Below are 25134 nucleotides of genomic sequence, written 5' to 3'. Positions count from 1 at the left end.
AGCGGTGATTATAGTAACATTGCTTCTTGGTGCCTTTATCATCTCTTTTATTATGGTGATAAAACTGATGTAAAAAGTATGAAAAAAATAAATTGTTTTTAAAAAGGCGAGATAAAGTTTTTATCCTCGCCTTTTATTTTTGTAAAAAAGATAGTTATTTTTGCTTTATCGATGTTCCATCCTTAGTATCTTCCAAAATATAGCCTTTCTTTTCAATCAACTCTCTGAGGTCGTCTGATTTTTTGAAATCTTTTCCTTTGCGGGCATCTTCTCTTTTCTGAACTAAATCCTTTATTTCCTGAGGGATTTCTGCCTGACCGGAAAGCACTAAACCAAAAACGGAATTTATTTTTTTCCAGAAAGCCAGAATTTTTTTGGCATCATCGGAAGAGAGAGAATTAGTAGCGCTTAATTTATTTATTTCACTTATCATTTCATATAAAACACTCAAAGCCAAAGGCGTGTTCAGGTCATCATTCATGGCAGCTTCAAATTTTTCCTGAAAAGATTTTAAGTTGAAACTTTCAGAAGCTAATATGTTTCCAGCAACAACAACTTCCATGTTTAAAACAAAATCATTTATTCTTTGCAGGTTTTTGCGGGATTGCTCCATGACATCCCAAGTAAAATTGACCTGTGATCGATAATGGGCAGAAAGGAGCAGCAGGCGCAGATCCATAGGCGAAAAACCTTTCTCTTTGATATCATCCAGCTTATAAAAATTACCTTTTGATTTTGACATTTTTTGTCCGTCAACCATGAGGTGACGAAGATGTAGCCAATAATTTACGAATTTTTGCCCGGTATAGCATTCAGTTTGTGCGATTTCAGCTTCATGGTGGGGAAAAATATTGTCTTCACCTCCAGTATGGATATCTAAAGTATTTCCTAAATACTCTGTACTCATAGCAGTGCATTCAATGTGCCAGCCTGGATAACCAACTCCCCAAGGAGATTCCCATTTGAGCAGGTGTTCTTTGGGGGCCTTAAGCCAAAGGGCGAAATCCCAGGGATTTTTCTTGTCCGGATGTTCCTCGAGACGTGCACCAACTTTTAGGTTTTCTAAAGTATTTCCAGAAAGCTTTCCATAATCAGGAAATTTTGTTACATCAAAAAAAACATTACCATTTTTTTCATAAGCAAACCCTTTTTCCAAAAGGCCTTTAATGATTTTAATCATTTGGGGAATATGGGCAGTAGCCTTGGGAAAATACTGGGCCGGCAGAATGTTCATTTCTTTTTCAACTTGGCGAAAATAATCTTCGTAAAATTTAGCTATATCCTCAGGCTTCTTCTTTTCTTTATCAGCAGCTTTCATCATTTTATCTTCTCCGGAATCTCCTTGTGAGATATCATCTTCAGTTAAATGGCCGACATCTGTAATATTTTTAATTAATCGCACCTCATATCCATTGTATTCCAGATAGCGCCGGATAGTGTCAGAAAGCAAATAAGCTCTTATGTTGCCGATATGGATAAAATCATAAACAGTCGGTCCGCAAGTATACATCCCGATTTTGCCGGGATTTATTGATTTAAATTCTTCTTTAGTTTTTGATAAAGTATTGTAGAATTTCATAACTATAGCCATTTCTTAATCTTAAAAAGAATAATAGTAAAAAGAGAAATTAAAAGCATTATAGAAACGTGTATTGCGAAAGCGTGTGGACTATTGCCGAAAGGTATGTTGGCGCTCATTGCAAGAATATTAGAATATACAGTCATAGGCATCATTATAGCTGAAAAAACAGTAAGAACTTTCATTGTGAAATTCAATTTATTGGAAAGCAGTGAATTATTTGTTTCTTCGAGAGATTCAATTGTTTCCTTATTGCTTTCTAGTGCATTCCAAAGGCGGATGTTTGTACCGACAAGATCTTGAAAATAGGGTATAAGTTCTTTATCAATAAATTCGGATTTCATCTGAGTAATAGATTCTATGATATGCCTTTGTGGTTTGAGAGTTCTACGAAAATTAAGAATATCACGCTTAACAACAGAAATTTCAAAGACCATTTCTTTTTCTTTTCCACTGAAAACTTTTTCTTCAATATCTAATAGTTTTTCATGAATATGGTCAAGGTTTGGGAAAAAAGAGTCAAGAAGAGTGTCGATAATGTTATATAACAGGTGAGCTGGAGTTTTGCTCATATATAATCTGCGTTTGCCTTCACTTTCCTGCAATAAATTGAAAAAACTATCTAATCTATAAATATTTTTCGTATGACCAGTAATGATGTGATCTTTAGTAATCACTATGTCGAGTTCTCCTGGATAAGTTGTTCTTGACTTTGTGTCAAAGAGAGGTATGTGAATAGTGAGAAACAGGCAATTATCATAGTGTGTGGCTTTTGGACGAAAGGTCGGGGTGATAAATTCTTCGATTGCAGTTGGATGTATATTGAAGTTTTCCTGCATGTAAACAACATCATCTGCGCTAGGATCTTCAAAATCTATCCAAGTTACATTTTTAAATGAAATAGTCCTCATTAATCAAAATGAAATCTTACGAGCTATGCCCGAAAGAAACCCTTTATTTTATTTATTTTATTTTTTGTTAATTTATTGGTTTGCTTAAATTATACACTATTTTTTCTTATTGACAAAGCATAGTTATTAAAATATAATCATGTCTATGAAAAAGAGCATATTGTTTGTTATAAGGGTTTATCAAAAAGTATTTTCTTTTGATCATGGCATTTTATCTAAAGTTTCGAATAGAAGATATTGTAGATTTTATCCAACTTGCAGTCAATATGCTTATGAAGCAATTGAAAAATTTGGAATTTTAAAAGGAACTTGGCTAGCAATTAAAAGAATTGCCAGGTGTCATCCTTGGAATGAAGGCGGATTTGATCCAGTTGAAAGCAAAGAAATTTAATTTAATATAATACAAAAAAATAAAGGAAGGAGTTTTACGAATGAAGAAAGAAAGATCGGAAAATGAAACTGTGGTACAAGTTGGTCAGGGCAAGTGTGGGAAATATTTGATAATTCCATCAGGCCAAGAAGCCTGTAAGAAGTATCAGGCAGAACATCCCCAAGATCAGATTTGCGAAGGATGCATGGGAAAAAAGGCAAAATAAAAATATTATTGGTTCTTTTAAATTTTTTAATTAAGGGATAGGTAAGGAGGCTATCCAAAAAAGATTTTTATCTATTAGTATTAAAAAAATAAAAGGAGGTATAAAATATGCCAGTTAAGGGGAAGTGTGGCAAGTCAGTTAAAAAAGCTGATTGTCAAATCCCAAAAAAAGCTTGCCTTGGCTGTTTGTTACGGCCAGACATGAGTTATTTAAAGGCAAAGCAAATTTTAAAAATTCAATCTCCGGCGTTAACCGTAAATTAGGAGATTTGAAATAAATTGATATTGAAATAATTTAAAAAAGCCATCGTATGCAAAAATGCTGCGATGGCTTGTTTTATTTTAAAAAAATAAAAGTTAGCACTCAGACTTGACGACTGCTAATGTATCCTATATAATTAAATTATTATGAATATCAGGCAACAAAAAATATTATCAGCCGTAATAGAAGAATATACGAAAACTGCTGTGCCGGCCGGTTCGCAAATTTTGGCAAGCAAATATCGTTTTAATGTCAGTCCGGCAACACTCAGAAATGATATGATGTCTTTAGAAAAAGAAGGTTATCTTTATCAGCCGCATATCAGCGCGGGCAGAATCCCGACTGACAAAGGCTATCGTTTTTTTGTCGAGGAAATAATGAAGGATAAAGAACTTTCTAAAGAAGAACAGCACAAATTACAGCGTGAATTTTTAAAACTGAAAGCTCAAAATACTAGACTGACAAAAACATCGGCCAAACTGCTTTCTCATCTCAGTGGCAATCTGGCTATTAGTGGATTAATTGATAATGATGAATTTGCCGATTTTGGAATGAGAGAATTAATGGAAGAGCCCGAATTTCAGGATTTAGATGATATGTGCCGTTTAGTTGAAACCTTGGACTATGTGGACGAAAAATTTGATAAATTGATGAAAAACATAAAATACGGAGAAACTAAGATTTTTATCGGAAAGGAAAATCCGATCGAAGGAATTAATAATTGTTCTATGATGGTTTCGCCATATAAATTAAAAACTGGAGAAAAAGGAATCTTGGCGCTGATTGGACCAAAAAGAATGAAATATGCCAAAAACAAATCAATGATGGAATATATGAAAAAGTTATTAGGAGCCTCAATGGTTGTAGTAATTTTTGTAAATATAATATAAAAATATGACAGATAAAAAACAAAAAAGCAATGAAAAAAAATATCCCGAAGCTATTGTTGGCGCATTGATAATAAACAGTAAAGAAGAAATACTTTTAGGAGAAAGTAAGAAATGGAAAGGAAAATGGACTGTTTTTGGCGGACATGTGGAATTAGGAGAAAAAACGGAAGAAGCAATAGCAAGGGAGATAAAAGAAGAAACAGGGTTGGATGTAAAAGTTGAAGCCCAGCTGGATTTTTCAGAAAGTATTTTTGATAAGGATTTTCATGAAGAAAAACATTTTATTTTCCTTGACTATGTATGTAGATATGAAGGAGATGAAAAGGTTAAAGTTAATGGAGAATTTAAAAAAGATGGATACAAATGGCTAACCATTGAAGAAGCAAAAAAAATGAATTTAGCAGTGGGAACTGAGCAAGCAATTGAAAAATATTCAAAATATAAAGAACAAAAAAGTTTTTTAGACGGCTGGAAGCGTTGTCAGGCAGATTTTGAGAATTACAAGAAAATGCAGGCAGAATCGCAGAAAGAATTTATGAAATATGTCGGACAGAATATTGTTATGCAGATTATTCCAGTATTGGACAATTTTCATATGTCTACCGATCATATTCCGGAAGATCAGAAAGATAACGCCTGGGTAGTTGGCATAATGCATATTCAGAAACAACTGGAAAATGTTCTGATAGAAAACGGGGTTGAAGAAATTCTGACCAAAGAAGGAGATAAATTTGATCCAGCAATACATGAAGCAATACAAGACAGCAGTCAGGAAAAAGGGGAGAGAAAACAAGAAGAAATTAAGGGAATAATTAAAAAAATCACATTTAAAGGATATAAATTAAACGGGAAAGTTTTGAGGGCAGTAAAAGTAATAGTTGAATAATAAATAAGTAATAAATTAATTTAAACTGCTGGTTATTATTTTATTTAATAATCAAGCGGCAAAACAAAACATATGAGTAAGATATTGGGAATCGATTTAGGCACAACCAACAGCGCCATGGCTGTCGTCATGGGCGGCAAGCCGGAAATTATTGAAAACAAGGAGGGTAACAGAACAACTCCTTCCATGGTTGCAATTTCTAAGGCTAATGAAAGATTGGTCGGGCTTTTGGCTAAACGCCAAGGCGTAACCAATCCGGGAAACACTTTGTTTTCAATTAAAAGGCTCATTGGGCGTTCATATAATGACGCTGAGGTTCAGCGCGATGTGAAGCTCATGCCATATAAAATTGTGCATGCGGGAGAAACTGTGAAAATTACCATGGGAGATAAAGACTATACTCCTCAGGAAATTTCTGCCATGATTCTGCAGAAACTTAAACAGGATGCAGAAGAAAAACTGGGCGAGAAAATTACTGACGCGGTCATCACAGTTCCTGCCTATTTTGACGACTCACAAAGAAAAGCCACCAAAGAAGCTGGAGAAATCGCAGGCTTCAATGTGCGCCGAATTATCAATGAACCGACAGCGGCAGCTTTGGCTTATGGTTTTGACAAAAAAGCTGACGAAAAAATTGCTGTTTATGATCTTGGAGGCGGGACTTTTGATATTTCAGTTCTGGAAGTAGGCGGCGACACAGTGGAAGTGAAATCAACCAACGGCGACACCCATCTTGGGGGAGACGATTTTGATCAGAGAATAATTGAATGGATTATAAATGAATTCAAAAAACAGGAAGGCATTGATCTTTCCAAGGATCCTTTAGCTCTTCAAAGAATCAAGGAAGCCGGAGAAAAAGCCAAGATTGAACTTTCAACTTCCATGGAAACCGAAATCAATCAGCCTTTCATTACATCCGATTCATCCGGTCCGAAACATTTGGTTATGAAAATGACCAGAGCGAAACTGGAAGAATTGGTTGGGGATTTAGTTGAAAAAACCTTAGGTCCGGTCAAGAAAGCCTTGGAAGATGCAAAACTTTCCGCCAAGGATATCAATGAAGTTGTTTTGGTCGGAGGAATGACCAGGATGCCATTAGTTCTTCAGACTGTAGAAAAATTCTTTGGCAAGAAACCAAACATAACAGTGAACCCTGATGAAGTTGTGGCGCTCGGTGCTGCGATACAGGGAGGCGTTTTGGAAGGTTCAGTCAAAGATGTGCTACTCCTTGATGTGACGCCTCTGACGCTTGGAATTGAGACTATGGGAGGCATTTCAACTCCGCTTATAGACCGCAACACAACCGTCCCAACAGCCAAATCACAAGTATTTTCAACTGCCGCTGACAATCAGCCAAGTGTTGAAATCCATGTCTTGCAAGGCGAACGCGAAGTAGCTTCTGGCAACAAAACTCTGGGCAGATTTATTCTGGATGGTATTCCACCAGCTCCAAGAGGCATTCCGCAGATTGAAGTGACATTTGATATTGATGCCAATGGAATTTTGAATGTAACCGCCAAAGACAAGGCTACTGGCAAATCACAATCAATCAAAATTGAAGCTTCAAGTGGACTTTCCAAAGATGAAATTGAAAAAATGAAGAAAGATGCCGAGATGCATGCGGAAGAAGACAAGAAGAAAAAAGAATTGGTTGAAGCCCGCAATCTGGCCGACACACTTGTTTATACAACCAAAAAAGCTTTGGCTGATGCCGGCGACAAAATCACAGCCGATGAAAAGAAGCCGGTTGAAGATGCTATTGCAGAATTGGATAAAGTAAAGAACGGCGATGATCTGGATGCCATTAAGGCCAAAACCGAAGCGCTTTCCCAAACCGCACAGAAGATTGGGGAGAAATTATACAAAGCCGCGCAAGAGGCGCAGGCTGCCCAGGGTGGACAGGCAAGTCCAGAAGGCGAAAAGAAAGATGATAATGTAAAAGACGCCGAAGTGGAGTCTGATAAAAAAGATGAGACAGAGAAAAAATAAGCCTTTTTAAGATAAAAAAGCAAGGTGTAAAAACCTTGCTTTTTTGTTGTATAAAAGGGTTTTTGAAAGTGTATCCAAGAAATATTTAGGGAAATATAAAAGGACTTGGAGAAAAAGTTGTGCTCTAGGGTTTAAGAACCCCTGGATATAAATCCAGCCTTTTAAGATAGCGCTTACGCCTACCGATTGGGTCGTAAATCCATCGATAACAAACGTCCACTTTTTCTCCTAGTCCTGGTTAAAATTAAACATATATAAAAAATAAAATCAAGTCGTGTGTTATAATTAAATATAGATTAATAATAAAAAATAAAACAAGTCTATGCACAATATCAGGGCAATCTTATTTGATCTAGATGGAGTAATTATAGACAGCGAACCGCTGCATTTTGAGGCGCATAAAAAAGTTTTAGAAAAGTATAAAATCAAATTATCTCTGGAAGATTATATGCGTTTTGGTGTCGCAAAGGGAGACAATATTCTCTATGAAAAAATGTCTGAAAAATTCGGCATGCCAATAAATAAAAGTGAAATATCACAGAGAAAAAAACAAGCCTACTGGGAAATATTAGATAAAAAAGGAGAGTTGATGCCAGAGATTTTGGAGATATTGCAAAATTTTTCTAAAAAATACGACCTGGCAATAGTTTCTTCGGGCGTTAAGGCGTCAGTCGAACATGTGCTTGATAAGTTTAATGTAAGGAAATATTTTGAAGTTGTTATTACAGGAGAAGATGTTGAAAAAATAAAACCTTTTCCGGATGTTTATTCGAAAGCTTTGGAAAAATTAGAGCGCTCCAAGGAAGAATGCATAGCCATTGAAGACTCGCAAACAGGCATTGAAGCAGCTAAAAATGCCGGGTTAAAGTGCATAGCTATCCCAAATGAATTCACAAAAAACCATGATTTTTCACAGGCAGATATAATTTTATCCAGCGCGAAAGAATTAGTTGACATTGTAAATCGGTGATGCTTAAATGGCTTTAGCAATAGTTATTTTAAAAAGTTCAAAAAATTACCGGAAAGGAGTTTTATTATGATAGAAAAGATTAAAGATTTTGGCTTTGCACTATCTATCTGTATTTTAATATTGTTATTATTTATCTCAGTTGCCCTTAGGGGTCTTCAATGTGAAATTGAAGACAGAATAAGATAGTCAATAATTTAAAAAATCATTAGTTTTAAAGGCGTTATAAAAGATAGCGCCTTTATTTTATGATTTGACTTTTTTCTTTTTTTTGCTTAATTTTTAAGCAGTTATCTTAACAATATCATTAAATTAAAAGAAAGGAGGCGAGATCTATGGGTTTTAGGAGTATGTCTTTATTCAGTAAAGAAATAATAGAAAAGATAGAAAGGTATTGTTTGTTTCACAAACTCGATCTAGCCACTTTCAGACAACTTTGCGCAGCCAGTTTTGACGATGAAGCAAGGGAATGTTCTGAAAAATTGGCTTTAATGGCAGAGTCATTAGCTTTAAGGGCAGGATCCAAAACAGAAGCAAGAATTTCTTTTTTTGCAGGACTTCTTTTAAATAGTACAGGATTAGGCATAATTCCGTATAAAATTTTCAATGGTAGAGAGGAAAACAAGGAGAAATGTGAGCAAATTAAAGCCTGCATTTTTGCGCTCCTTTGTAAATGCAGCGAGGGTGGCATTTTTATAGCTCATTGCATAGCTTTACAGCACGAATTGCAAAGTGTGGGATATGGAATATCGGAAAAAGATTTTCCTGTGAATTTTCCCGCACGAGCAAGAGAAAAATGCCTGAAATATATTGAAGAAGTCGGAAAGATAATCAATTTTTGCAATAAAGAGATTCAAAGAGAATTTGAAAAAGAAGTTTTAAGAAAGGGGGTGCCGGAAATTTGAAAAATTCTCTCAAGGAAACATGGCAGAAGATATGGGATAGGATAATAGTCCCTTGTTTAATAGCTATTTTAATACTTGCTGTAGGAATTTATTATTTTTATCCCAGTCTATTGCATAAAATGATGAGGTGAACCATGGGCGCAGCTATATGGTGTGAGCCTAAAAAAGGCCAGCCAATTAAAGGAAATCTCTTTCTTTTTAGAAAAATGAGAAAAAAGAAAAAGCCTAAAAAAAAATTAAAAGCGTTGTTTCAATTTGGAAGCAACGCTTTTAAAATTTTTCTGACAATTTTTAAAAAGTGTTGTATAATTAAATTGTTAATAATTAATAAAAAACAAATATGAAAAAAATGCTTTTAAGTGTTTTTGTTGTTGTAGCAGTGATTTTTCTTTCTGGTTGTGCCAAGCCAGGTGCTGTTGATCAAAGTACAGCACAGAATCAACAGGATAATTCATCAAAGAGTTCTGCGATTACTTCAATCAAGGAAGCTATGGGTTTGGGTAAAAAAATGGAATGTACTTACACGACTAAAATTAACGGCAAGGAGATAAAAGCTGTTATGCAGACAGATGGAAAGAATTTTAAATCTACATCAGAAATTGATGGAAGAAAAATGTATTCCGTGATGAAAGATGAAGTGTCTTATACTTGGGGCGAAGGGATGCCAATGTCCAGCAAATTAGCAATGAGCTGTATAAAAGATTTGCCAAAAATGGAAGGACAAGAATCAGCTCCTTCATTTCAAGAACCAGAAAAAGCTTTTGACGCTGCTACTAATGTTGTTTGTGCTCCTATAGCTTCAGTTGATATTAGCATACCAGACAATATTCAGTTTCAAGATATGTGTGAAATGATGAAAGGGATGATGAATATGGCTAAAGATATAAAAATTCCATCTGGAGCAAATAGTCCAAATATTCCAAACGTTCCTGTGCGATAGTTAAAACTTTCTTTGAGTAGGTGCTTTTAATGTTGACAGTTGGAGCTAAAAGTGATTAAATTAATAATCATAGGTTTTGTAAAACATTTTACAAAAAAGGGGGTTTTAATGGAAGATAAGCCGCTGGAAGAAAAAAGGGAAGAAAAATTTTCAAAGGGAAAAAATCCCTACGATCCTCTTAGGGAAATTATTCTTATCGATGCCCGTCCTTATTATAAAAATAAGGAAGAAGAAGAAAATGAAATAATAATAGTAGTAAAATAAAGGCAGGTCTTAAATAAGGCCTGCCCTTTTTTGGTTGTTTTGTTTAATTTTCTATAATGGAAGCAAATAACTTCAAGAGTTTAAAATTCGATATGGGACTTTTATGCAAAATTATTTTAGCATAACCAGTGCGGGTCCTGGTTCCCAACTTTATTGTTGCAATCAATAAAGATAATGATATTACTGTAGCAAAGAAAAAATTTATTGGCTGTAAAAAATCAAGTGAGGTAACGTTTGAGTTGATCATGTAAATTAATAAAAAAACTGTCAGAAAAGAAGCTATGCTCAATGCACATACTTCAATAAGTGGCCTGCCTAATTTGTAATAGTTTTCTTCTTTGCTTATTTTATAAACCCTCTTTAGTATGAACCACATAATAAAGGAGGCTATTATTTTCAATAAATAAGCTCTTATAAACATCATGAGAATTTCCATTTTTAAAGTACCTCCTTTATTAGTATTTTTCATTATTATACTCTAAAATTAAAAAAGCTACAATTTTTATTTTTTATGATATACTTTAATAAATAAAAAAATATGAAAAAAAATATATTAAAGTATGCTTTGCTAAGCTTGATCATTGTCTTTGGATTTTTTTCTTGGTTTTTAATTTTTTATTTATCTAAAATGCCTAACCTGAACGCTTGGTTTCTTTTGATTTTGTTTTTTTCTTTACTTATTATTTTCATGTGCTTAACAACTATTTTAATTAGCCAAAGAATTATCGTAGAAATTATAGTTGTAATATCTTTTATTTTTAGCCTTATTTTCAGTCCTTTTTTGTGGTATTTGCCAATTCTTTTATTAGCTATTCTTTTAGTAATTTCAGGTTTGAGAGAAATAAGAAAAGATCTGGATCTCAATATTAAAATAGATATATGGAAATCTCTTTATATGGGAAAATTCAAAATAGTGTTGGCTTTATCCTTGCTTATCTCAAGTCAGTATTTTTTCATAACAAATAATCCAAACGGGCAAAAAGTTATTCCAAAATTAGATTTCAGTTTAATCACCTCAAAAGTTGTTGAGCCTGTTTTATCTTTTGTTAATCCAAGTTTTAAATCAATACCAAAAGGAGAGTTGACTGTTGATGAATTTATAATACACTCGCAACAAAACATCGATAAAACTAACTCATCTGAAGAAATAAATAGCTCTCGAATCCAGTTTTTGCAAAAAAATAATGAAATGATAGTCCAAGAAGGACGAAGACAACTTTCTCAGATGGTCGGCCGTGTTGTAGGAGGGAATGAAAAAATGTCTGATATATTTGCCGAACTTATTAATAAAAAAATAAATGATTTTTTCCAGCCAAAAATAAATGATGATTCAAGTTTTTCTTTTTATTCTTATGCTGTTGCAATTATTTTATTCATTACAATTTGGCCATTAAGTTCAATCCTGACTATTTTATGGTTCCTGATAATTATTTTTATATTTAAAATATTTGTTTATTTTAGCTTAGTAGAAATAAAAAAAGTTACCGTGCAGAAAGAAATAATAATATAAAAATTTTATGAATTAGCACTCTTAATATGGGATTGCTAATTTTTTTATTTAGGTGTAAAATATACTAGTAAAAATATTATCAATATGGCTAACTATTATGAAATTCTAGGTGTCAACAAGAGTGCTTCTGATGATGAAATAAAGAAAGCATATCGAAGGCTGGCTCATAAATATCATCCTGACAAACAGGGTGGTGATGCTGATAAATTTAAAGAGGTAAACGAGGCCTATCAGGTACTTTCCGACAAAACTAAACGCCAGCAATATGATCAATTTGGTCAAACTTTTGATCAAAGTAGGCGTGCAGGGCAGGGAGGATTCAGTGGCTTCGAAGGCTTTGATTTTTCTGGATTTCAGCAAGGATTTAACGGACAAGGCTTTGAATTTAATGGGGGGTTCGAAGATATATTTTCTGATATTTTTGGCGATAATTTTAGCAGGAGTCGTAGACAATCTTCTCATAAGACGGGCAGGGATATCCAGATTGATGTGGAAATAAAATTTGAAGAAATTGTAACCGGAGCAAAAAGGGAAGTTTCTTTGCTGAGAAATGTGGTTTGCGACGTTTGTCGCGGCACTGGAGGTGAACCAGGAATAAAAGAAGAAACCTGCCCGACATGCAAAGGCAGCGGGCAAGTCAAGAAAGTTACTCGTAGTTTTTTTGGATCATTCCAGCAAGTTTCCACCTGTCCTACTTGTGAAGGAGCAGGCAAGATATATTCAAAGAAATGTCATAAATGTGGTGGCGACGGAAGAGTCCGAGAAAAACAGAATATTAGCATAGAAATTCCAGCCGGAATTGCCGATGGGCAAACAATCTCATTACAAGGATATGGTGAGGCTGGAGAAAGAGGTGCTAGAAGTGGAGATCTTTATGTAACTGTTCATGTAAAACCACATGATGAATTTCAACGCAAAGGTAGTAATATATTTTCAACTGAGCATATATTATTTTCACAGGCAGTTCTTGGAGATAAGATAAACGTTAAAACTATTAAAGGCCCGGTTACTATTAAAATACCAAGTGGAACCCAATCAGGTGAAATTTTCCGCATAAAAGGACAAGGAGTGCCTCAATTAGGTCGTGACTACATTAAAGGTGATCATATGGTTACCATTATTGTAGACATTCCAAAAGCTACCACAAAAGAGCAGAAAAGGGCTATTGAAGATTTGAAAAAATACGGAATTTAAGGTAATTAATATAATGTATTAAAATAAAAAACGAGTTGTTTTTACTACTCGCTTTTTTATTTAAAAGCTATTATAATGGGTATATATGAAAAAAATAAAAAAATACAAATCGTTGTTCAGCCCTAAATCTATAGCAATTGTAGGCGCTTCAAATAAGAAAGGTAAGATAGGAAATATTATAACTGAAAATATTTTAAAATTAGGATATGAGGGGAAAACATATTTTGTTAATCCTGCATATAAAATTTTAAAAATGAGACGTTGCTATGCTTCTTTAGGAGAGATTAAAGATAAAATTGATCTGGCTATAGTATGCGTACCAGCAAAGTTCGTATTAGATGTAGTAAATAATGGATCAAAAAATGTTAGAAATTTTGTTATTATTTCTGCTGGTTTTTCAGAAAGTGGTCCAGAAGGAGTAAAAAGAGAAAAAGATCTCTTAGTCTTAGCAAAAAAATATAAAATAAACATTTTAGGCCCAAATTGCCTTGGTTTTATTGTACCTAAATTAAAAATCAATGCTTCTTTTGCCAGTGGAATGCCTAAAAATGGAAACATATCCTTTGTTTCGCAGTCTGGAGCATTAGCAGTTGCTCTTATGGATAAATCTTCAGAAGAAAATCTAGGATTTTCAAACATAATTTCAGTGGGAAATCAAATGCAAATCAATGAGATAGAGCTGTTAGAATATTTAGCTGAGGACAGGGAAACGAAAGTTATTGGAATGTATTTAGAGGGCATAAAAGATGGAATAAAATTTTTGGAAAAAGCCAGAGAAGTTTCAGTTAAGAAACCTATTGTTATATTAAAAGCAGGGAAAACAGAAAAGTCACAGCAAGCAATTTCTTCACATACTGGAGCGTTAGCGGGCAGTGATGATGTAGTTAACGCTGTATTTGAAAGCGCAGGCATAATAAGAGCATATGATTTAAATAATTTTTTTGATTTATTAAAGCTCATTTCATTCACAAATGCACCAAGAAATAATACTGCCACAGTAGTCACTAATGCAGGAGGAGCTGGTGTTCTTACAACAGACGCTTTTAAAGGCAAAGATATATTTTTAGCAGAATTAAATGAAAAAATAAAGACTGAAATAAGAAAAAATCTTCCAGAAGAATCAGCCATACAAAATCCTATAGATCTCTTGGGTGATGCAAAAGAAGATAGATATGAAAATGTTATTAATCTTATAAAAGGAAGCGACACGGGTTCTATACTTTGTTTACTTACTCCACAAGAACAAACACCGGTTGAAAATATAAGTAAAATAATTATTAAATCAAAAAAATCAATAAAATTGCCAATAGTAGCTGTTTTTATAGGTGGAAAAAGAGTAAAAAAAGCTATTTCATATCTTGAAGAAAAAAATATTCCTAATTTTTCCAATCCTGAAGATGCGGTGCGGGCATTGGATCAATATTACAAATGGGACTTTTTTAGGAAAAACAAATTATCAAGAAAAAGAATAAAAAAATTAGCAGAAAGAAGAAATCAAGTCGCTGAAATAATAGCACAAGCTTATAAACAAAAAAGGGGTTCTCTTTTTTTCAGTGAATCAGCAAATGTTATGAAAAGATATGGCATAAAATGCTCAGAATTTTATGAAATTTCAAATTATAATGATTTTCCTAAAAATATCAACTATCCAATAGCTTTAAAAGTTGATAGTGATAAAATATTACATAAATCAGACAAGCAAGCGCTGATATTGAATATAGGAAACAGGGACAGTTTAAATTTATCCATTAAAAAATTACAGGACAATTTTCCAGGTGAAAGGCTTATCATCCAACCCATGAAAGAAAAACAAATAGAAATTATATTAGGTATCAAAAAAGATCTAATCTTTGGCCCAATTATTATATATGGTTTAGGTGGAATATACACAGAAATTTTTAAAATGGTTGATTTCCTTGTGCCACCTATGGATAAAAATAAAATAAAAGAAAAGCTTCTACAAGGAAAGATAAGCTTTTTATTCAAAGGTGCTCGCGGAAAAGCTGTTTATAATATTGATGAATTTTCTGAAATTGTAAAATCCCTTATGGATTTCTCATTAGAAAACAAACAGATTAAAGAGTTCGACATAAACCCGTTATTAATTTATAATGACGGGCGCAAAGCTTTTGCGGTTGATGTAAAAATAATTATTTAAAAAATGTTTTATTGTTTAAAGAATTAGATATAAAAAAGTATTATGACAAAATGGCTGATAAATAAACCGCAGGAGATACCTTCTTCTTTTTCTTTTCCGTTGCATCCATTGATAGTGCAGCTTTTGTTTTCTCGTGGTATCGCGACAGAAAAAGAAGTAAGGGAATTTGTCGATCCTAATTATGAAACTGATCTAAATGACCCTTTTCTCTTTAAAGATATGGAAAAGGTTATTCAGAGACTGAAACAAGCTTGCGATAAAAATGAAAAAGTCGTAATTTATGGAGATTATGACGCAGATGGAATTACTGCTTCTATAATAATGAAAGAAGCATTTGATAAACTGGGAATTGATTCTTATGTATATATTCCCGATAAGCACATAGAAGGTTATGGCATTAATGTTACTGCTGTAGATACATTCAAAGAAAAAAAAGTATCTTTAATTGTAACTGTTGATTGTGGTATTACAAACATTACAGAAATTAAAAAAGCAAACTCATTAGGTATAGATGTAATTATCACTGATCATCATCATGTTCCTAAAAATGTACCACCAGCTTATGCTATTATCAACCCTCATTCTAGTGACTCAAAATATCCATTTAGAGATTTAGCTGGGGTTGGTGTAGCTTTTAAAGTTGTACAGGCCATTTATCAAAAATTAATAAAAGAAAAAACAGAACAAACTAAATGGATGCTTGATTTAGTAGCTATTGGTACTATTGCCGATTGCGTTCCTCTTACAGGAGAAAACCGTCTTTTTACAAAATTTGGACTTTTAGTTTTGACAAAAACCAGAAGAGTAGGACTTAAGGAACTTTTTAAGGTCGGGCGCATAATAATTAATGAAAATGTTTTGCCAGATACTAGAAAAGTTTCATTTTATGTAGCACCGCGAATAAATGCAGCTGGAAGAATAAAGCATGCTAATTTGGCATTTGATCTTGTTTTCGAAAAAAATATTGCTAAGGCACGGGAATTAGCCTTAGAAATTGAAGACCAAAACAGTCAAAGACAAAAAATGACTGATAAAATAACTGATGAAATTAAACTATTAGCACAAAGCTTATATAAAGATAAAAAATTTATTTTCGCAATAGGCGAACACTTTCCAGTAGGAATTCTTGGATTAGTGGCTGGAAAAATTGCCCAAAAATTCAATAAACCTACGGCTATTTTTCAAGAAAGCGAAGATATTTGCATGGGATCTTTCCGTAGTATTCCTAAATTGAATATTATAGAAACAATCGAAGAATGCAAAGATTTGCTGGTTAAATTTGGCGGCCACGCTCAAGCAGCCGGGGTTAGTGTTAAAAAAGAAAATGTTGAAAAATTCTACACAAAAATAGACAGAATTATAAATAAAAAATTGAAAGATATAGACCTTTCAAAAGAAATAGAAATTGACGGAGAAGCTTTAGCGGAAAATATAAATTATGACTTAGTAGAAGATCTTGAAAAACTTAAGCCTTTTGGAGAAGGAAACAGAGAACCTGTGTTTCTTATAAAAAATTTAAATATTAAAGAAAAGAAAATAGTCGGTAATGGTAATAAACATATAAAGCTATTTTTAACAACTAACGGATCTTCGAATATTTTTGAGTCTATTTGCTTCAATGGTTATGAAAAGTTTATAGATATAAACGAAGGAAGTAATGTTGATATTCTTTGCAATATACAGAAAGATGAGTGGAATGGGAATAAAAAAATTCAACTATCCCTCGTAGACATGAAGATTATAAAATAAAAAACAATGAAAATAGCCATTGTTCATGATTATTTAGTGCAATACGGAGGAGCAGAACGTGTTTTAGAGTGTCTTTGTGAACTTTATCCATATGCACCAATTTATACCATTATATATAATAAGGAAGCCATGCATGGAGTTTTTGAAGATAAGCGCATATATACTTCCTATCTGCAAAATTTTCCTTTTGCACGCAAACGTCATAGGATTTTCCCGTTGCTTATGCCACCAGCGATAGAACAGTTTGATTTTTCAATGTATGATATCGTTATTTCGGATTCCTCGAGTTATGCTAAAGGCATAATTACCGGACCAGATACATTGCATATATGTTATATGCATACTCCAATGAGGTATGCTTGGGATGACTGTCAAAAATATACGCGCGACTTTTATTTTCCAAAAATAATAAAGAAACTTATTCCTTTTGCAATGAATTACATACGCTTATGGGATAAAACAAGTGCAGATAGAGTTGATATTTTCATTGCTAACTCTAATTTTGTTGCTCGAAGAATAAAAAAATATTACCACAAAGATTCCATAGTCATAAATCCACCCGTAGATACAAAAAAATTCTCAATTACTGATAACTTGACTAAAGAAAAAACTGAAAAATACTTCTTGATGGTAGGAAGACTGATCACCTATAAAAGACATGATATAGCCATTGAAGCTTTCAATAAGCTTGGATTAAAACTAAAAATAATCGGCAGGGGACCAGAAATGGAACGCTTGAAAAAAATATCTAAATCAAACATTGAATTCTTAAGCAGAGTTAATGATGAAGATTTAAAAAAATATTATTCTGATTGCCAAGCTTTTATTTTTCCTCAAGAGGAAGACTTTGGTATTGTCGCTATCGAAGCCTTAGCTTCGGGAAAACCTCTGATCGCTTATCGTGGCGGAGATATTCCGGAACATATGGAAGAAGAAAAAATGGGAGTATTTTTTGAAGAGCAAAATCCTGAAGCAATTATAGAAGCTGTAAAAAAATTCGATAATATGTCCTTTGATCAGAAATATATAAGATCAAGGGTTTTAAAATTCGATCGGGAAATTTTTAAGGAGAAAATAAAAGAAATCATTCAAAGAGAAGTAGGAAAACATAAGCAGAGAAAATAAAAAAGAATCACTTGTAATTTTACGAAAATGATTCTTTTTTTGGATAGCTTTACTATCTTTTTTATTTGAGGTCGTGATCTTCATGATCCTCAAATTCTTCCACTGTTTCGTCAGGATGCAGTGGTGAGTTGTCACTGCTAAATTCCTCCCTTGCATTTCTTATTTCTTCTCTACATTCCATGCACGTTTTTTCACTTACTTGCCATTCTTTGTCGCTCTCAGAAATTTCATCTTTTTCCATTTTAATCAAATCATCAATTTCTATCAGTTTATTGCAATAATCACAGTAAAACATTGTCCAATCCTCCTTCTTTTAAAATACTACTCAAGTACTAATACTTGGGAAATCTAATAATAAATTAAACCATTATTTTTGTCCAGAAGCTTTAAAAGTTATACTTAAAAGTATTTAAAAAGTCAATATTTGATAATTTCTGATATTAAGTTATTATGAAATGACGTTAAAATCGTTTATCTAATAGACAAAAATGGCAAAAATAGGAATTGACATTAGGTGCCTTTCTGACGGCAGAAATACTGGAGTTGAAGAGTATACGATGAATATTCTTGAACAGCTTTTTGAGCTTGATAAACAAAATGAATATATACTCTTTTTAAATTCTTTCCGCAATTATAACTTTGATTTATCGGTGTTTTCTAGGTTTAAAAATGTAAAGATAAAAAAATTTAATTATCCTAATAAGCTGCTTAACTTATGCTTTTGGTATTTACGTTGGCCATACGTTGATAAGATGCTTGGCGGAGTTGATATTTTTTTCATGCCCAACATCGGTTTTATTGCTCTTTCAAAAAATACGAAACTTATTTTAACTATACACGACTTATCATACGAAATTTTTCAAGAAACTTTTTCCATTAAACGTCAACTTTGGCATCAAATAATAAATCCACGCAAGCTTTGCCAACTTGCTAGTAAAATAATTGCCGTATCTGAATCTACAAAAAATGACCTTATTTCGAGGTGGAAAATATCGGAAAAAAGGGTGAAAGTTATTTACAACGGCATACCGGCTAATTTCGAACAATTAGATCGTAATAGCCCAGAAATTATAGAAATTAAAGAAAGATATAAATTGCCTTTTAATTTTATTTTTTATCTGGGAACCGTTGAGCCAAGAAAAAATATTCCAGCTGTCATAAAAGCTTATGATCGTTTGCGTGAAATCAAAGATTTTAGATTAGACAAATATAAATTAGTAATAGCTGGAAGCAAGGGTTGGAAGACAAAAAATATTATTTCTATTATGCAGAACTCTAAATTTACTGATGATATAATTTTTATAAACAATATTATTAACAAAGATAAAACTGCTGTTTATACAATGGCTTCGCTTTTTGTTTATCCGTCATTTTTTGAAGGATTTGGCATCCCTGTTTTAGAAGCCATGCGCTGTGGTGTGCCTGTGATTACCTCTAATACTTCTTCTTTGCCAGAAGTTTCTGACAGCGGAGCTATTATGGTTGATCCAGACAAGCCGGATGAACTTTATCTTGCTATGAAAGAGGTTCTGCTAAATCGTGATTTTCATGCAACTATGCATCAAAAGGCCCTGAAACAGGCAATTAGATTCAATTGGAAAGCTTCAGCCAGGGAATTGCTAAAGTTTTTCGAATAAAAATTAAATCTTAAGAAGTATTTTTTAAATGCTTTTTTAAACACTTGAAAAATGCTAAAATTGAGCCATATGAAAATTGGAATTGATGCGCGGTTTTTTGGCTCAATCGGCAAAGGACTAGGGCGTTATACCCAAAAACTTATTGAAAATTTGGAAAAGATTGATCAGGAAAATCAATATATTGTTTTTTTGCGTAAAGAAAATTTTGATGAATATCAGCCTAAAAATGAAAACTTCCGGAAAATTTTGGCGGATTATCAGTGGTATACCTTTACTGAGCAGATAAAAATGCCACTACTTCTCAACAAATTCAATCTTGATTTGGTGCATTTTCCTCATTTTAATGTGCCATTTTTATATAGAAAAAAATTTGTTGTAACAATACATGACTTAATCCTGCTTCAATTTCCAACCTTCAGAGGCACGGCTCTTAACCCTATTTTTTATAAAATAAAATTCTGGTGTTATAAATTTGTTATATGGTCAGCTATTAAAAAAGCTAAAAAAGTTATAACAGTTTCCAATTTCACCAAAAAAGAATTGCTAAAATATTATAAAAAAGATCTTAGAGAGGAGAAAATAATCGTAACTTACGAAGCAGGAAATGATTTAGAAAAAAAAGACAAAAATAAACAAGTTTCGGATGTAGAAATATTGAAAAAATATGGTATAATTAAACCGTACATGCTTTATGTGGGGAACGCCTATCCGCACAAGAATTTAGAACGGATGGTTTTGGCTTTTTCAAGCATGAATAAAGCTCAAAAATACCAACTAGCACTAGTTGGGAAAATGGATTATTTTTATAAACGTTTAAAGAAGCTGATTGAAAAAAAGAATATTAAAAATGTGCTTTTTTTGGGGCAAGTTTCAGATGAAATTTTAGATGTTATTTATAAACAATCCAGAGCATATGTTTTCCCTTCTCTTTATGAAGGTTTTGGCATCCCACCGCTTGAAGCAATGTCTTGGAATATTCCCGTTATTTCTTCGGATCATCCATGCATGAAAGAAATATTAGGAGATAGCGCTTATTTCTTCAACGGACAAGAAAAAAGAGAAATTATCCAAGCAATGGAAAAAATAACAACGGATGAGGTATTGATAAATAGCTTGATAAAAAAAGGTTTAAATCAAATAGGAAAATACAGTTGGGAAAAAATGGCGACTGAAACTTTAAAAATTTACAATGGTGAAAAATAAAAACAAAATTATCCCACAAATGTTCGATGTAAAACCGGTTAATCAGACTGGGGATTTGGATTGGAAAAAGATTAGGTCAGTTTCAAATCGGGATTTTAATGTAGAAAAAAATACCAGATTAAAAAAAATATGCTTGAAAAAACCTGTAAAAGCTTACATTTTGGGCGTTGGCATTGAAAATGAAAAAGCTCCTATTTTTCATGATCCAGAATTTAATTTAGATGAAATTTTAAAATATGAAGCAATAAAAGATACAGCAAAATATTTTTCAGAAGTCGATAATAAAAATTCTACAAATGAATCTAAATTAATCCTAGAAAAAATCAAAAACAGCAACAAGGAAAAGGAAGCCGAAGTAATTGCAAAAAAAACAGAGAAACAAATTCAATATGAAAAAATATTGCCTATAAAATCTTATAGACAACAAGAAAATATAAAAAAAATAAATGAATATAATCACAAGTTAGAGAATGAAAGAGAAGCAACTATAATAAAGCAAAAAAAGGAACTTGAAAAACAAAAAGCTTTATGGATAGAAGAAGAACTAAAAAATAATACGGAATTCATCGAAAGAGAAGAAGTATTTCCATCAATAAGCAAGCCTATTTTTAATAATAAAGACGAAACTTACCCACAGAATTTTTCTTGGAGTAAATTTTTTTTACCATCGCAATTTTTATTCCAGTTTGATATAAGAAAATCCCTTACTGTATTTGCAGCAGTTGCTTTAACAATGCTGCTTACTATAGGTGGCGGATCATATGCCAGTAGAGGTTTTGGCATAAAAGAGCGTGTTCTCGGTATTAGCCAAGATGGATTTAATAATTTATCTTCGGCAATAGAGGAAATGAAAGCTCGAAATTTTGAAGGTTCAGCGAAACAATTTTCTAAAGCTTATACTAATTTTTCCAAGGCTTCTGAGGATATCAATGCTATGGGCGGGGTAATTATAGAAACTGCGCGTTTTATTCCCTTTGCTTCCGAGGTTTCTTCTGGAAAAAATGCTGTTGAAGCTGGTAAGCATTTTTCAGCTGCAGGACAAGCGCTTAATAATTTAGCAAAAATATTAACTGAGCTAAAAAATCCTATTGATAATTCAAGTCAGAACGAGCTTTCATTGCTGGATATTTTTAAATCAGTCGAAGAGAATGTTAATTATGCAAAAAAAGAACTTGACGCTTCACAAAAAAATATAGATAAAATATCTGCAGATGATTTTCCTGAAGATAAGCGGGATAAATTCATATTACTTAAACAAAAATTGCCTGAAATACGTAAATCAATAGACTCCTTCTTGAACAACAGTCATATTTTTGTTGATTTATTAGGTGGTAATGGGCCAAGAAAATATTTGTTCTTATTTCAAAATAATTCAGAAATAAGGGCTACGGGAGGATTTATAGGCAGTTATGGTCTTTTGGATATCTCGAATGGCAATATAAAGAAATTTTTTATTGACGGAATCTTCAATCCTGATGGGCAATTGAAAGAAAAGGTTGTGCCTCCTATGCCAATCCAAAAAATCAGTGCTGCTTGGAGTTTACATGATAGTAATTGGTTTCCAGATTTTCCAACCTCGGCCAGAAAAGCGATTTATTTTTATGAGAAAACGGGTGGACCCACTGCTGACGGCATAATTACATTTACACCAATAATTATGCAAAAACTACTCGAAATAACAGGACCTATAGAAATGCCTGAATATGATGTTACTCTTGATTCTGAAAATTTTACGGAAGTCACTCAATATGAAGTAGAAGCTGATTACGATAAAGAAGAAAATAAACCAAAGAAAATTCTGTCAGATTTAGCTCCGATCGTATTTGAAAAACTTTCATCTAGCAAAAATATAGAAACGGCATCAAAAGTTATCAATGTTTTTATTAATGGATTAAAAGAAAAACAGATATTGCTTTATTTTCAGGACAATAATTTGCAGAATATAATATCCGAACAAGGCTGGTCTGGAGAAATTATATCAACAAAAAGTGATTATTTGAGTGTTGTAAATACCAATATAAACGGATTTAAAACAGATGCTGTTATAAATGAAAGTATCCAACATGATGCAGAAATAAAAGAAGATGGCTCAATTATTGATACGGTTACTATTACACGAAAACATAATGGTGGCAATTATAAACATGACTGGTTGAATAAAGTTAATGCTGATTATATGAGAGTTTATGTTCCGGAAGGATCTAAACTGTTAGAGACTAGCGGACAAACTCGTGAAATTAATAAGGAACCGTTGGATTATCAGGCTCTTGGATTTAAACGTGATATCGACGTACAAAATGAGGAAAATAATACAGAAATTGACCCTATTTCAGGTACTCGTATATATAAAGACCGCGATAAAACAGTTTTTGCAAATTGGGTATACGTAAGTCCCCAAGAAACAGTTACCATCACTTATAAATATTTATTGCCATTCTCACTTTTCAAAGTTGCCGTGAAAGATTCTCAGCACATAGATTCTTACTCATTAGTTGCGCAGAAACAATCAGGCAGTATAGGAAGCTCTTTTTTGTCAAATATTTCCTATCCTGAAAATTATAAAGTCAAATGGAGTTTTCCCGATTATAATAAGGACTATGGCAATAATTTAAAAAATGAAACAAATTTAACAATTGATCGTTTTGAAGCAATTGTGTTTGAAAAAAATGAATAAAAATACAATTAGTTTAAATTTCGAAATATTCTTGTGATAAAAAAGCTTATAAAAAACAATTTTTTAAACGAAAAACCGACCGAATCTATTGCAGCTGCGGCTTTTATTATATCTCTAGCTGGTGTTGCTAGCCGTATTTTAGGTTTATTCAGAGACCGCATTTTAGCCAGTCAATTTGGAGCAGGAGATACACTTGATGCTTATTATGCTGCTTTCCGTATTCCTGATCTTATTTATAATTTAATAATAGTAGGCGCACTCAGTGCTGCTTTTATTCCTATTTTTACCCAATTCATTGAAGAAAAAAAAGAGGAAGATGCCTGGAAACTTTCTTCAGGAATAATGAGTTTACAGATTTATATAACTGGAGCTATCCTGCTTTTATTGGTTATTTTTGCTCCTCAATTTATGCATTTAGTTGCACCCGGATACGCTGGAGATAAAATGGATTTAACGGTCAATCTTACCCGCGTAATGTTGTTCAGTCCTTTTTTATTAGGAATAAGTGGCATATTCGGAGGAATACTTATGTCTTTTAAAAAATTTTTAATATATTCCCTGGCTCCTGTTTTTTACAATATAGGTATTATTATTGGCGCTGTTTATTTTGTGAAATGGGCAGGGCCCATGGGATTGGCGTGGGGGGTTGTGTTGGGAGCAACACTTCATATGTTAATTCAATATCCTTCTGTAAAATTTTCTGGCTTTCATTTTCGACCAATGTTTATAGATGTTTTTAATAATCCCGGTATACGAAGAGTTTTAAAACTTATGTTACCTAGAACAATGACAATTGCAGTCAGTCAGATAAACTTTATGATCATAACTATCTTTGCTTCAACGCTTACGGCTGGAAGTTTGGCAGTTTTTAATTTCGCTAATAATATACAGAGTGCGCCTCTTGGACTCTTTGGAATTTCATTTGCAATTGCTGTTTTTCCAACATTAAGTTCATATGCTGCCAATAAGAAAAAGGAAGAGTTTATAAGCGCTTTTTCCCACACTTTTAGACAAATATTATTTTTCATTATTCCAGCCAGTATTTTTATTTATGTCCTGCGTGCACAGACAGTGCGTTTAGCGTTAGGTTCTGGAAAATTTGACTGGAATGACACCATTGCAACATTTCAGGTTTTAGGTTTATTATCGATAAGTTTGCTTGCTCAGGCTCTATTGCCACTTTTAACAAGGGCTTTCTATGCCTTACAAAATACTAAAACTCCCCTTTATATAGCTTTTATAAGTGAAGCAGTTAATTTGTTTATGGTGGCCTTGCTTATTAAAAAATACAGCATTTTCGGATTGGCAATCGCATTCTCATTTTCTAGTTTTGTAAATATGTTTCTTTTAATGTTCTTTTTGCGTAAAAAACTCTCTAGTATTGATGGAAAAAATATTTTAGATTCTACCCTGAGGATTTTAGCAGCTTCATTAATCGGAGGCGGAGTTGCACAGGTTATGAAATATGTCGTAGGAACACAGGGAGAACTGGACACTTTTTTTGCCGTCTTTAGGCAATTTTTTATTGCCGGTATATTTGGTTTAGGCGCATTTTTATTTGCCAGTTATTATTTAAAAATAAAAGAATTTTTCCAATTTAAAGATTCGATAACCAGGAAAATTTTCGGAGTTAAAAAGGTTATCGAAGAAGATACAGGGGAAGTAACAGGAATTTAATTAGCTGCTTTATATATAA

At 32.9% G+C, this 25134-nt stretch carries 22 protein-coding genes; 18 read left to right on the top strand and 4 right to left on the bottom strand.

The features are described from left to right. Nucleotides 1-154: 154 nt before the first annotated feature. Nucleotides 155-1591, bottom strand: coding sequence for a cysteine--tRNA ligase (cysS, locus tag PLR68_01055; protein HOW60332.1), 1437 nt, complete (start codon nt 1589-1591; stop codon nt 155-157). Next, a complete protein-coding gene (locus tag PLR68_01050; GenBank protein HOW60331.1) occupies nt 1582-2490 on the bottom strand; it encodes a magnesium transporter CorA family protein in 909 nt (302 codons plus the stop codon). The genes cysS and PLR68_01050 overlap by 10 nt, the downstream gene beginning before the upstream one ends. Nucleotides 2491-2635: 145 nt before the next feature. On the opposite strand from PLR68_01050, the gene yidD reads away from it, so the two are divergent. From yidD to PLR68_01005, 9 genes are all read left to right on the top strand, one after another. Continuing rightward, a complete protein-coding gene (yidD, locus tag PLR68_01045; GenBank protein ID HOW60330.1) occupies nt 2636-2881 on the top strand; it encodes a membrane protein insertion efficiency factor YidD in 246 nt (81 codons plus the stop codon). A 40-nt stretch (nt 2882-2921) separates the two neighbouring features. Next, a complete protein-coding gene (locus PLR68_01040; GenBank protein ID HOW60329.1) occupies nt 2922-3086 on the top strand; it encodes a hypothetical protein in 165 nt (54 codons plus the stop codon). 407 nt (nt 3087-3493) lie between these two features. Beyond that, nucleotides 3494-4237, top strand: coding sequence for a hypothetical protein (locus PLR68_01035; GenBank protein ID HOW60328.1), 744 nt, complete (start codon nt 3494-3496; stop codon nt 4235-4237). A gap of 4 nt (nt 4238-4241) precedes the next feature. Beyond that, complete coding sequence (gene grpE, locus PLR68_01030) at nt 4242-5123, top strand: nucleotide exchange factor GrpE (protein HOW60327.1); 882 nt, start codon at nt 4242-4244, stop codon at nt 5121-5123. Between the two features lie 72 nt (nt 5124-5195). Then, the gene (gene dnaK / locus PLR68_01025) at nt 5196-7112 is read left to right on the top strand and encodes a molecular chaperone DnaK (protein HOW60326.1); all 1917 of its coding nucleotides are present in this window, start codon (nt 5196-5198) and stop codon (nt 7110-7112) included. 322 nt (nt 7113-7434) lie between these two features. After that, nucleotides 7435-8082: an HAD family phosphatase gene (locus PLR68_01020; protein ID HOW60325.1), complete on the top strand. Its 648-nt coding sequence runs from the start codon at nt 7435-7437 to the stop codon at nt 8080-8082. A gap of 347 nt (nt 8083-8429) precedes the next feature. Then, on the top strand, nt 8430-8984 hold the full coding sequence (locus PLR68_01015; protein ID HOW60324.1) for a hypothetical protein: 555 nt from the start codon (nt 8430-8432) through the stop codon (nt 8982-8984). Between the two features lie 340 nt (nt 8985-9324). After that, nucleotides 9325-9924 carry a hypothetical protein gene (locus PLR68_01010; protein ID HOW60323.1) on the top strand — a complete coding sequence of 200 codons (600 nt, stop codon included), beginning with the start codon at nt 9325-9327 and terminating at the stop codon, nt 9922-9924. A 51-nt stretch (nt 9925-9975) separates the two neighbouring features. After that, entirely contained in the window at nt 9976-10188 is a 213-nt protein-coding gene (locus PLR68_01005; protein HOW60322.1) for a hypothetical protein, read from the top strand. A 43-nt stretch (nt 10189-10231) separates the two neighbouring features. Here the strand turns inward: PLR68_01005 and PLR68_01000 are convergent, their stop codons facing one another. After that, complete coding sequence (locus PLR68_01000; protein ID HOW60321.1) at nt 10232-10657, bottom strand: hypothetical protein; 426 nt, start codon at nt 10655-10657, stop codon at nt 10232-10234. A gap of 69 nt (nt 10658-10726) precedes the next feature. On the opposite strand from PLR68_01000, the gene PLR68_00995 reads away from it, so the two are divergent. The 5 genes from PLR68_00995 to PLR68_00975 all read left to right on the top strand — a co-directional run bounded on the left by PLR68_00995 (nt 10727) and on the right by PLR68_00975 (nt 17924). Beyond that, on the top strand, nt 10727-11698 hold the full coding sequence (locus PLR68_00995) for a hypothetical protein (GenBank protein ID HOW60320.1): 972 nt from the start codon (nt 10727-10729) through the stop codon (nt 11696-11698). Nucleotides 11699-11782: 84 nt separating this feature from the next. Continuing rightward, entirely contained in the window at nt 11783-12892 is a 1110-nt protein-coding gene (dnaJ, locus tag PLR68_00990; protein HOW60319.1) for a molecular chaperone DnaJ, read from the top strand. Nucleotides 12893-12977: 85 nt separating this feature from the next. Continuing rightward, nucleotides 12978-15050, top strand: coding sequence for an acetate--CoA ligase family protein (locus PLR68_00985; GenBank protein ID HOW60318.1), 2073 nt, complete (start codon nt 12978-12980; stop codon nt 15048-15050). A 42-nt stretch (nt 15051-15092) separates the two neighbouring features. After that, nucleotides 15093-16799, top strand: a complete 1707-nt coding sequence (gene recJ / locus PLR68_00980; protein HOW60317.1) for a single-stranded-DNA-specific exonuclease RecJ — start codon at nt 15093-15095, stop codon at nt 16797-16799. 6 nt (nt 16800-16805) lie between these two features. Continuing rightward, nucleotides 16806-17924, top strand: a complete 1119-nt coding sequence (locus PLR68_00975) for a glycosyltransferase (protein HOW60316.1) — start codon at nt 16806-16808, stop codon at nt 17922-17924. Nucleotides 17925-17985: 61 nt separating this feature from the next. On the opposite strand, the gene PLR68_00970 is transcribed toward PLR68_00975, so the two are convergent. Beyond that, entirely contained in the window at nt 17986-18219 is a 234-nt protein-coding gene (locus PLR68_00970; protein ID HOW60315.1) for a hypothetical protein, read from the bottom strand. Nucleotides 18220-18412: 193 nt separating this feature from the next. Here PLR68_00970 and PLR68_00965 point away from each other — a divergent pair, with 193 nt between their 5' ends. The 4 genes from PLR68_00965 to murJ all read left to right on the top strand — a co-directional run bounded on the left by PLR68_00965 (nt 18413) and on the right by murJ (nt 25115). Beyond that, the gene (locus PLR68_00965; GenBank protein HOW60314.1) at nt 18413-19561 is read left to right on the top strand and encodes a glycosyltransferase family 1 protein; all 1149 of its coding nucleotides are present in this window, start codon (nt 18413-18415) and stop codon (nt 19559-19561) included. A gap of 69 nt (nt 19562-19630) precedes the next feature. Continuing rightward, entirely contained in the window at nt 19631-20764 is a 1134-nt protein-coding gene (locus PLR68_00960; protein HOW60313.1) for a glycosyltransferase family 1 protein, read from the top strand. Further along, nucleotides 20751-23438, top strand: a complete 2688-nt coding sequence (locus PLR68_00955) for a DUF4012 domain-containing protein (GenBank protein ID HOW60312.1) — start codon at nt 20751-20753, stop codon at nt 23436-23438. The genes PLR68_00960 and PLR68_00955 overlap by 14 nt, the downstream gene beginning before the upstream one ends. A 33-nt stretch (nt 23439-23471) precedes the next feature. Continuing rightward, nucleotides 23472-25115 carry a murein biosynthesis integral membrane protein MurJ gene (gene murJ / locus PLR68_00950; protein ID HOW60311.1) on the top strand — a complete coding sequence of 548 codons (1644 nt, stop codon included), beginning with the start codon at nt 23472-23474 and terminating at the stop codon, nt 25113-25115. The last annotated feature ends 19 nt before the right edge of the window (nt 25116-25134 follow it).

It is taken from the genome of Candidatus Moraniibacteriota bacterium (assembly GCA_035390125.1).
Taxonomy (GTDB): Bacteria; Patescibacteriota; Minisyncoccia; order Moranbacterales; family GWC2-37-73; genus DAOOTD01.
The sequence above is the reverse complement of the archived record's forward strand: the minus strand, read 5'-3'. Positions and strand labels throughout refer to the sequence as shown.

Excerpts from the sequence above, each read along its gene's own strand:
- PLR68_01035 (HOW60328.1), top strand. The coding sequence starts at position 3,494 with ATGAATATCAGGCAACAAAAAATATTATCAGCCGTAATAGAAGAATAT.
- PLR68_01040 (HOW60329.1), top strand. The coding sequence starts at position 2,922 with ATGAAGAAAGAAAGATCGGAAAATGAAACTGTGGTACAAGTTGGTCAG.
- grpE (HOW60327.1), top strand. The coding sequence starts at position 4,242 with ATGACAGATAAAAAACAAAAAAGCAATGAAAAAAAATATCCCGAAGCT.
- PLR68_00995 (HOW60320.1), top strand. The coding sequence starts at position 10,727 with ATGAAAAAAAATATATTAAAGTATGCTTTGCTAAGCTTGATCATTGTC.
- recJ (HOW60317.1), top strand. The coding sequence starts at position 15,093 with ATGACAAAATGGCTGATAAATAAACCGCAGGAGATACCTTCTTCTTTT.
- yidD (HOW60330.1), top strand. The coding sequence starts at position 2,636 with ATGAAAAAGAGCATATTGTTTGTTATAAGGGTTTATCAAAAAGTATTT.
- PLR68_01015 (HOW60324.1), top strand. The coding sequence starts at position 8,430 with ATGTCTTTATTCAGTAAAGAAATAATAGAAAAGATAGAAAGGTATTGT.
- dnaJ (HOW60319.1), top strand. The coding sequence starts at position 11,783 with ATGGCTAACTATTATGAAATTCTAGGTGTCAACAAGAGTGCTTCTGAT.
- PLR68_01010 (HOW60323.1), top strand. The coding sequence starts at position 9,325 with ATGAAAAAAATGCTTTTAAGTGTTTTTGTTGTTGTAGCAGTGATTTTT.
- PLR68_01020 (HOW60325.1), top strand. The coding sequence starts at position 7,435 with ATGCACAATATCAGGGCAATCTTATTTGATCTAGATGGAGTAATTATA.
- PLR68_01050 (HOW60331.1), bottom strand. The coding sequence starts at position 2,490 with ATGAGGACTATTTCATTTAAAAATGTAACTTGGATAGATTTTGAAGAT.
- PLR68_00975 (HOW60316.1), top strand. The coding sequence starts at position 16,806 with ATGAAAATAGCCATTGTTCATGATTATTTAGTGCAATACGGAGGAGCA.
- dnaK (HOW60326.1), top strand. The coding sequence starts at position 5,196 with ATGAGTAAGATATTGGGAATCGATTTAGGCACAACCAACAGCGCCATG.
- PLR68_00970 (HOW60315.1), bottom strand. The coding sequence starts at position 18,219 with ATGTTTTACTGTGATTATTGCAATAAACTGATAGAAATTGATGATTTG.
- PLR68_00965 (HOW60314.1), top strand. The coding sequence starts at position 18,413 with ATGGCAAAAATAGGAATTGACATTAGGTGCCTTTCTGACGGCAGAAAT.
- PLR68_01000 (HOW60321.1), bottom strand. The coding sequence starts at position 10,657 with ATGAAAAATACTAATAAAGGAGGTACTTTAAAAATGGAAATTCTCATG.
- PLR68_00985 (HOW60318.1), top strand. The coding sequence starts at position 12,978 with ATGAAAAAAATAAAAAAATACAAATCGTTGTTCAGCCCTAAATCTATA.
- PLR68_00960 (HOW60313.1), top strand. The coding sequence starts at position 19,631 with ATGAAAATTGGAATTGATGCGCGGTTTTTTGGCTCAATCGGCAAAGGA.
- cysS (HOW60332.1), bottom strand. The coding sequence starts at position 1,591 with ATGGCTATAGTTATGAAATTCTACAATACTTTATCAAAAACTAAAGAA.
- PLR68_00955 (HOW60312.1), top strand. The coding sequence starts at position 20,751 with ATGGTGAAAAATAAAAACAAAATTATCCCACAAATGTTCGATGTAAAA.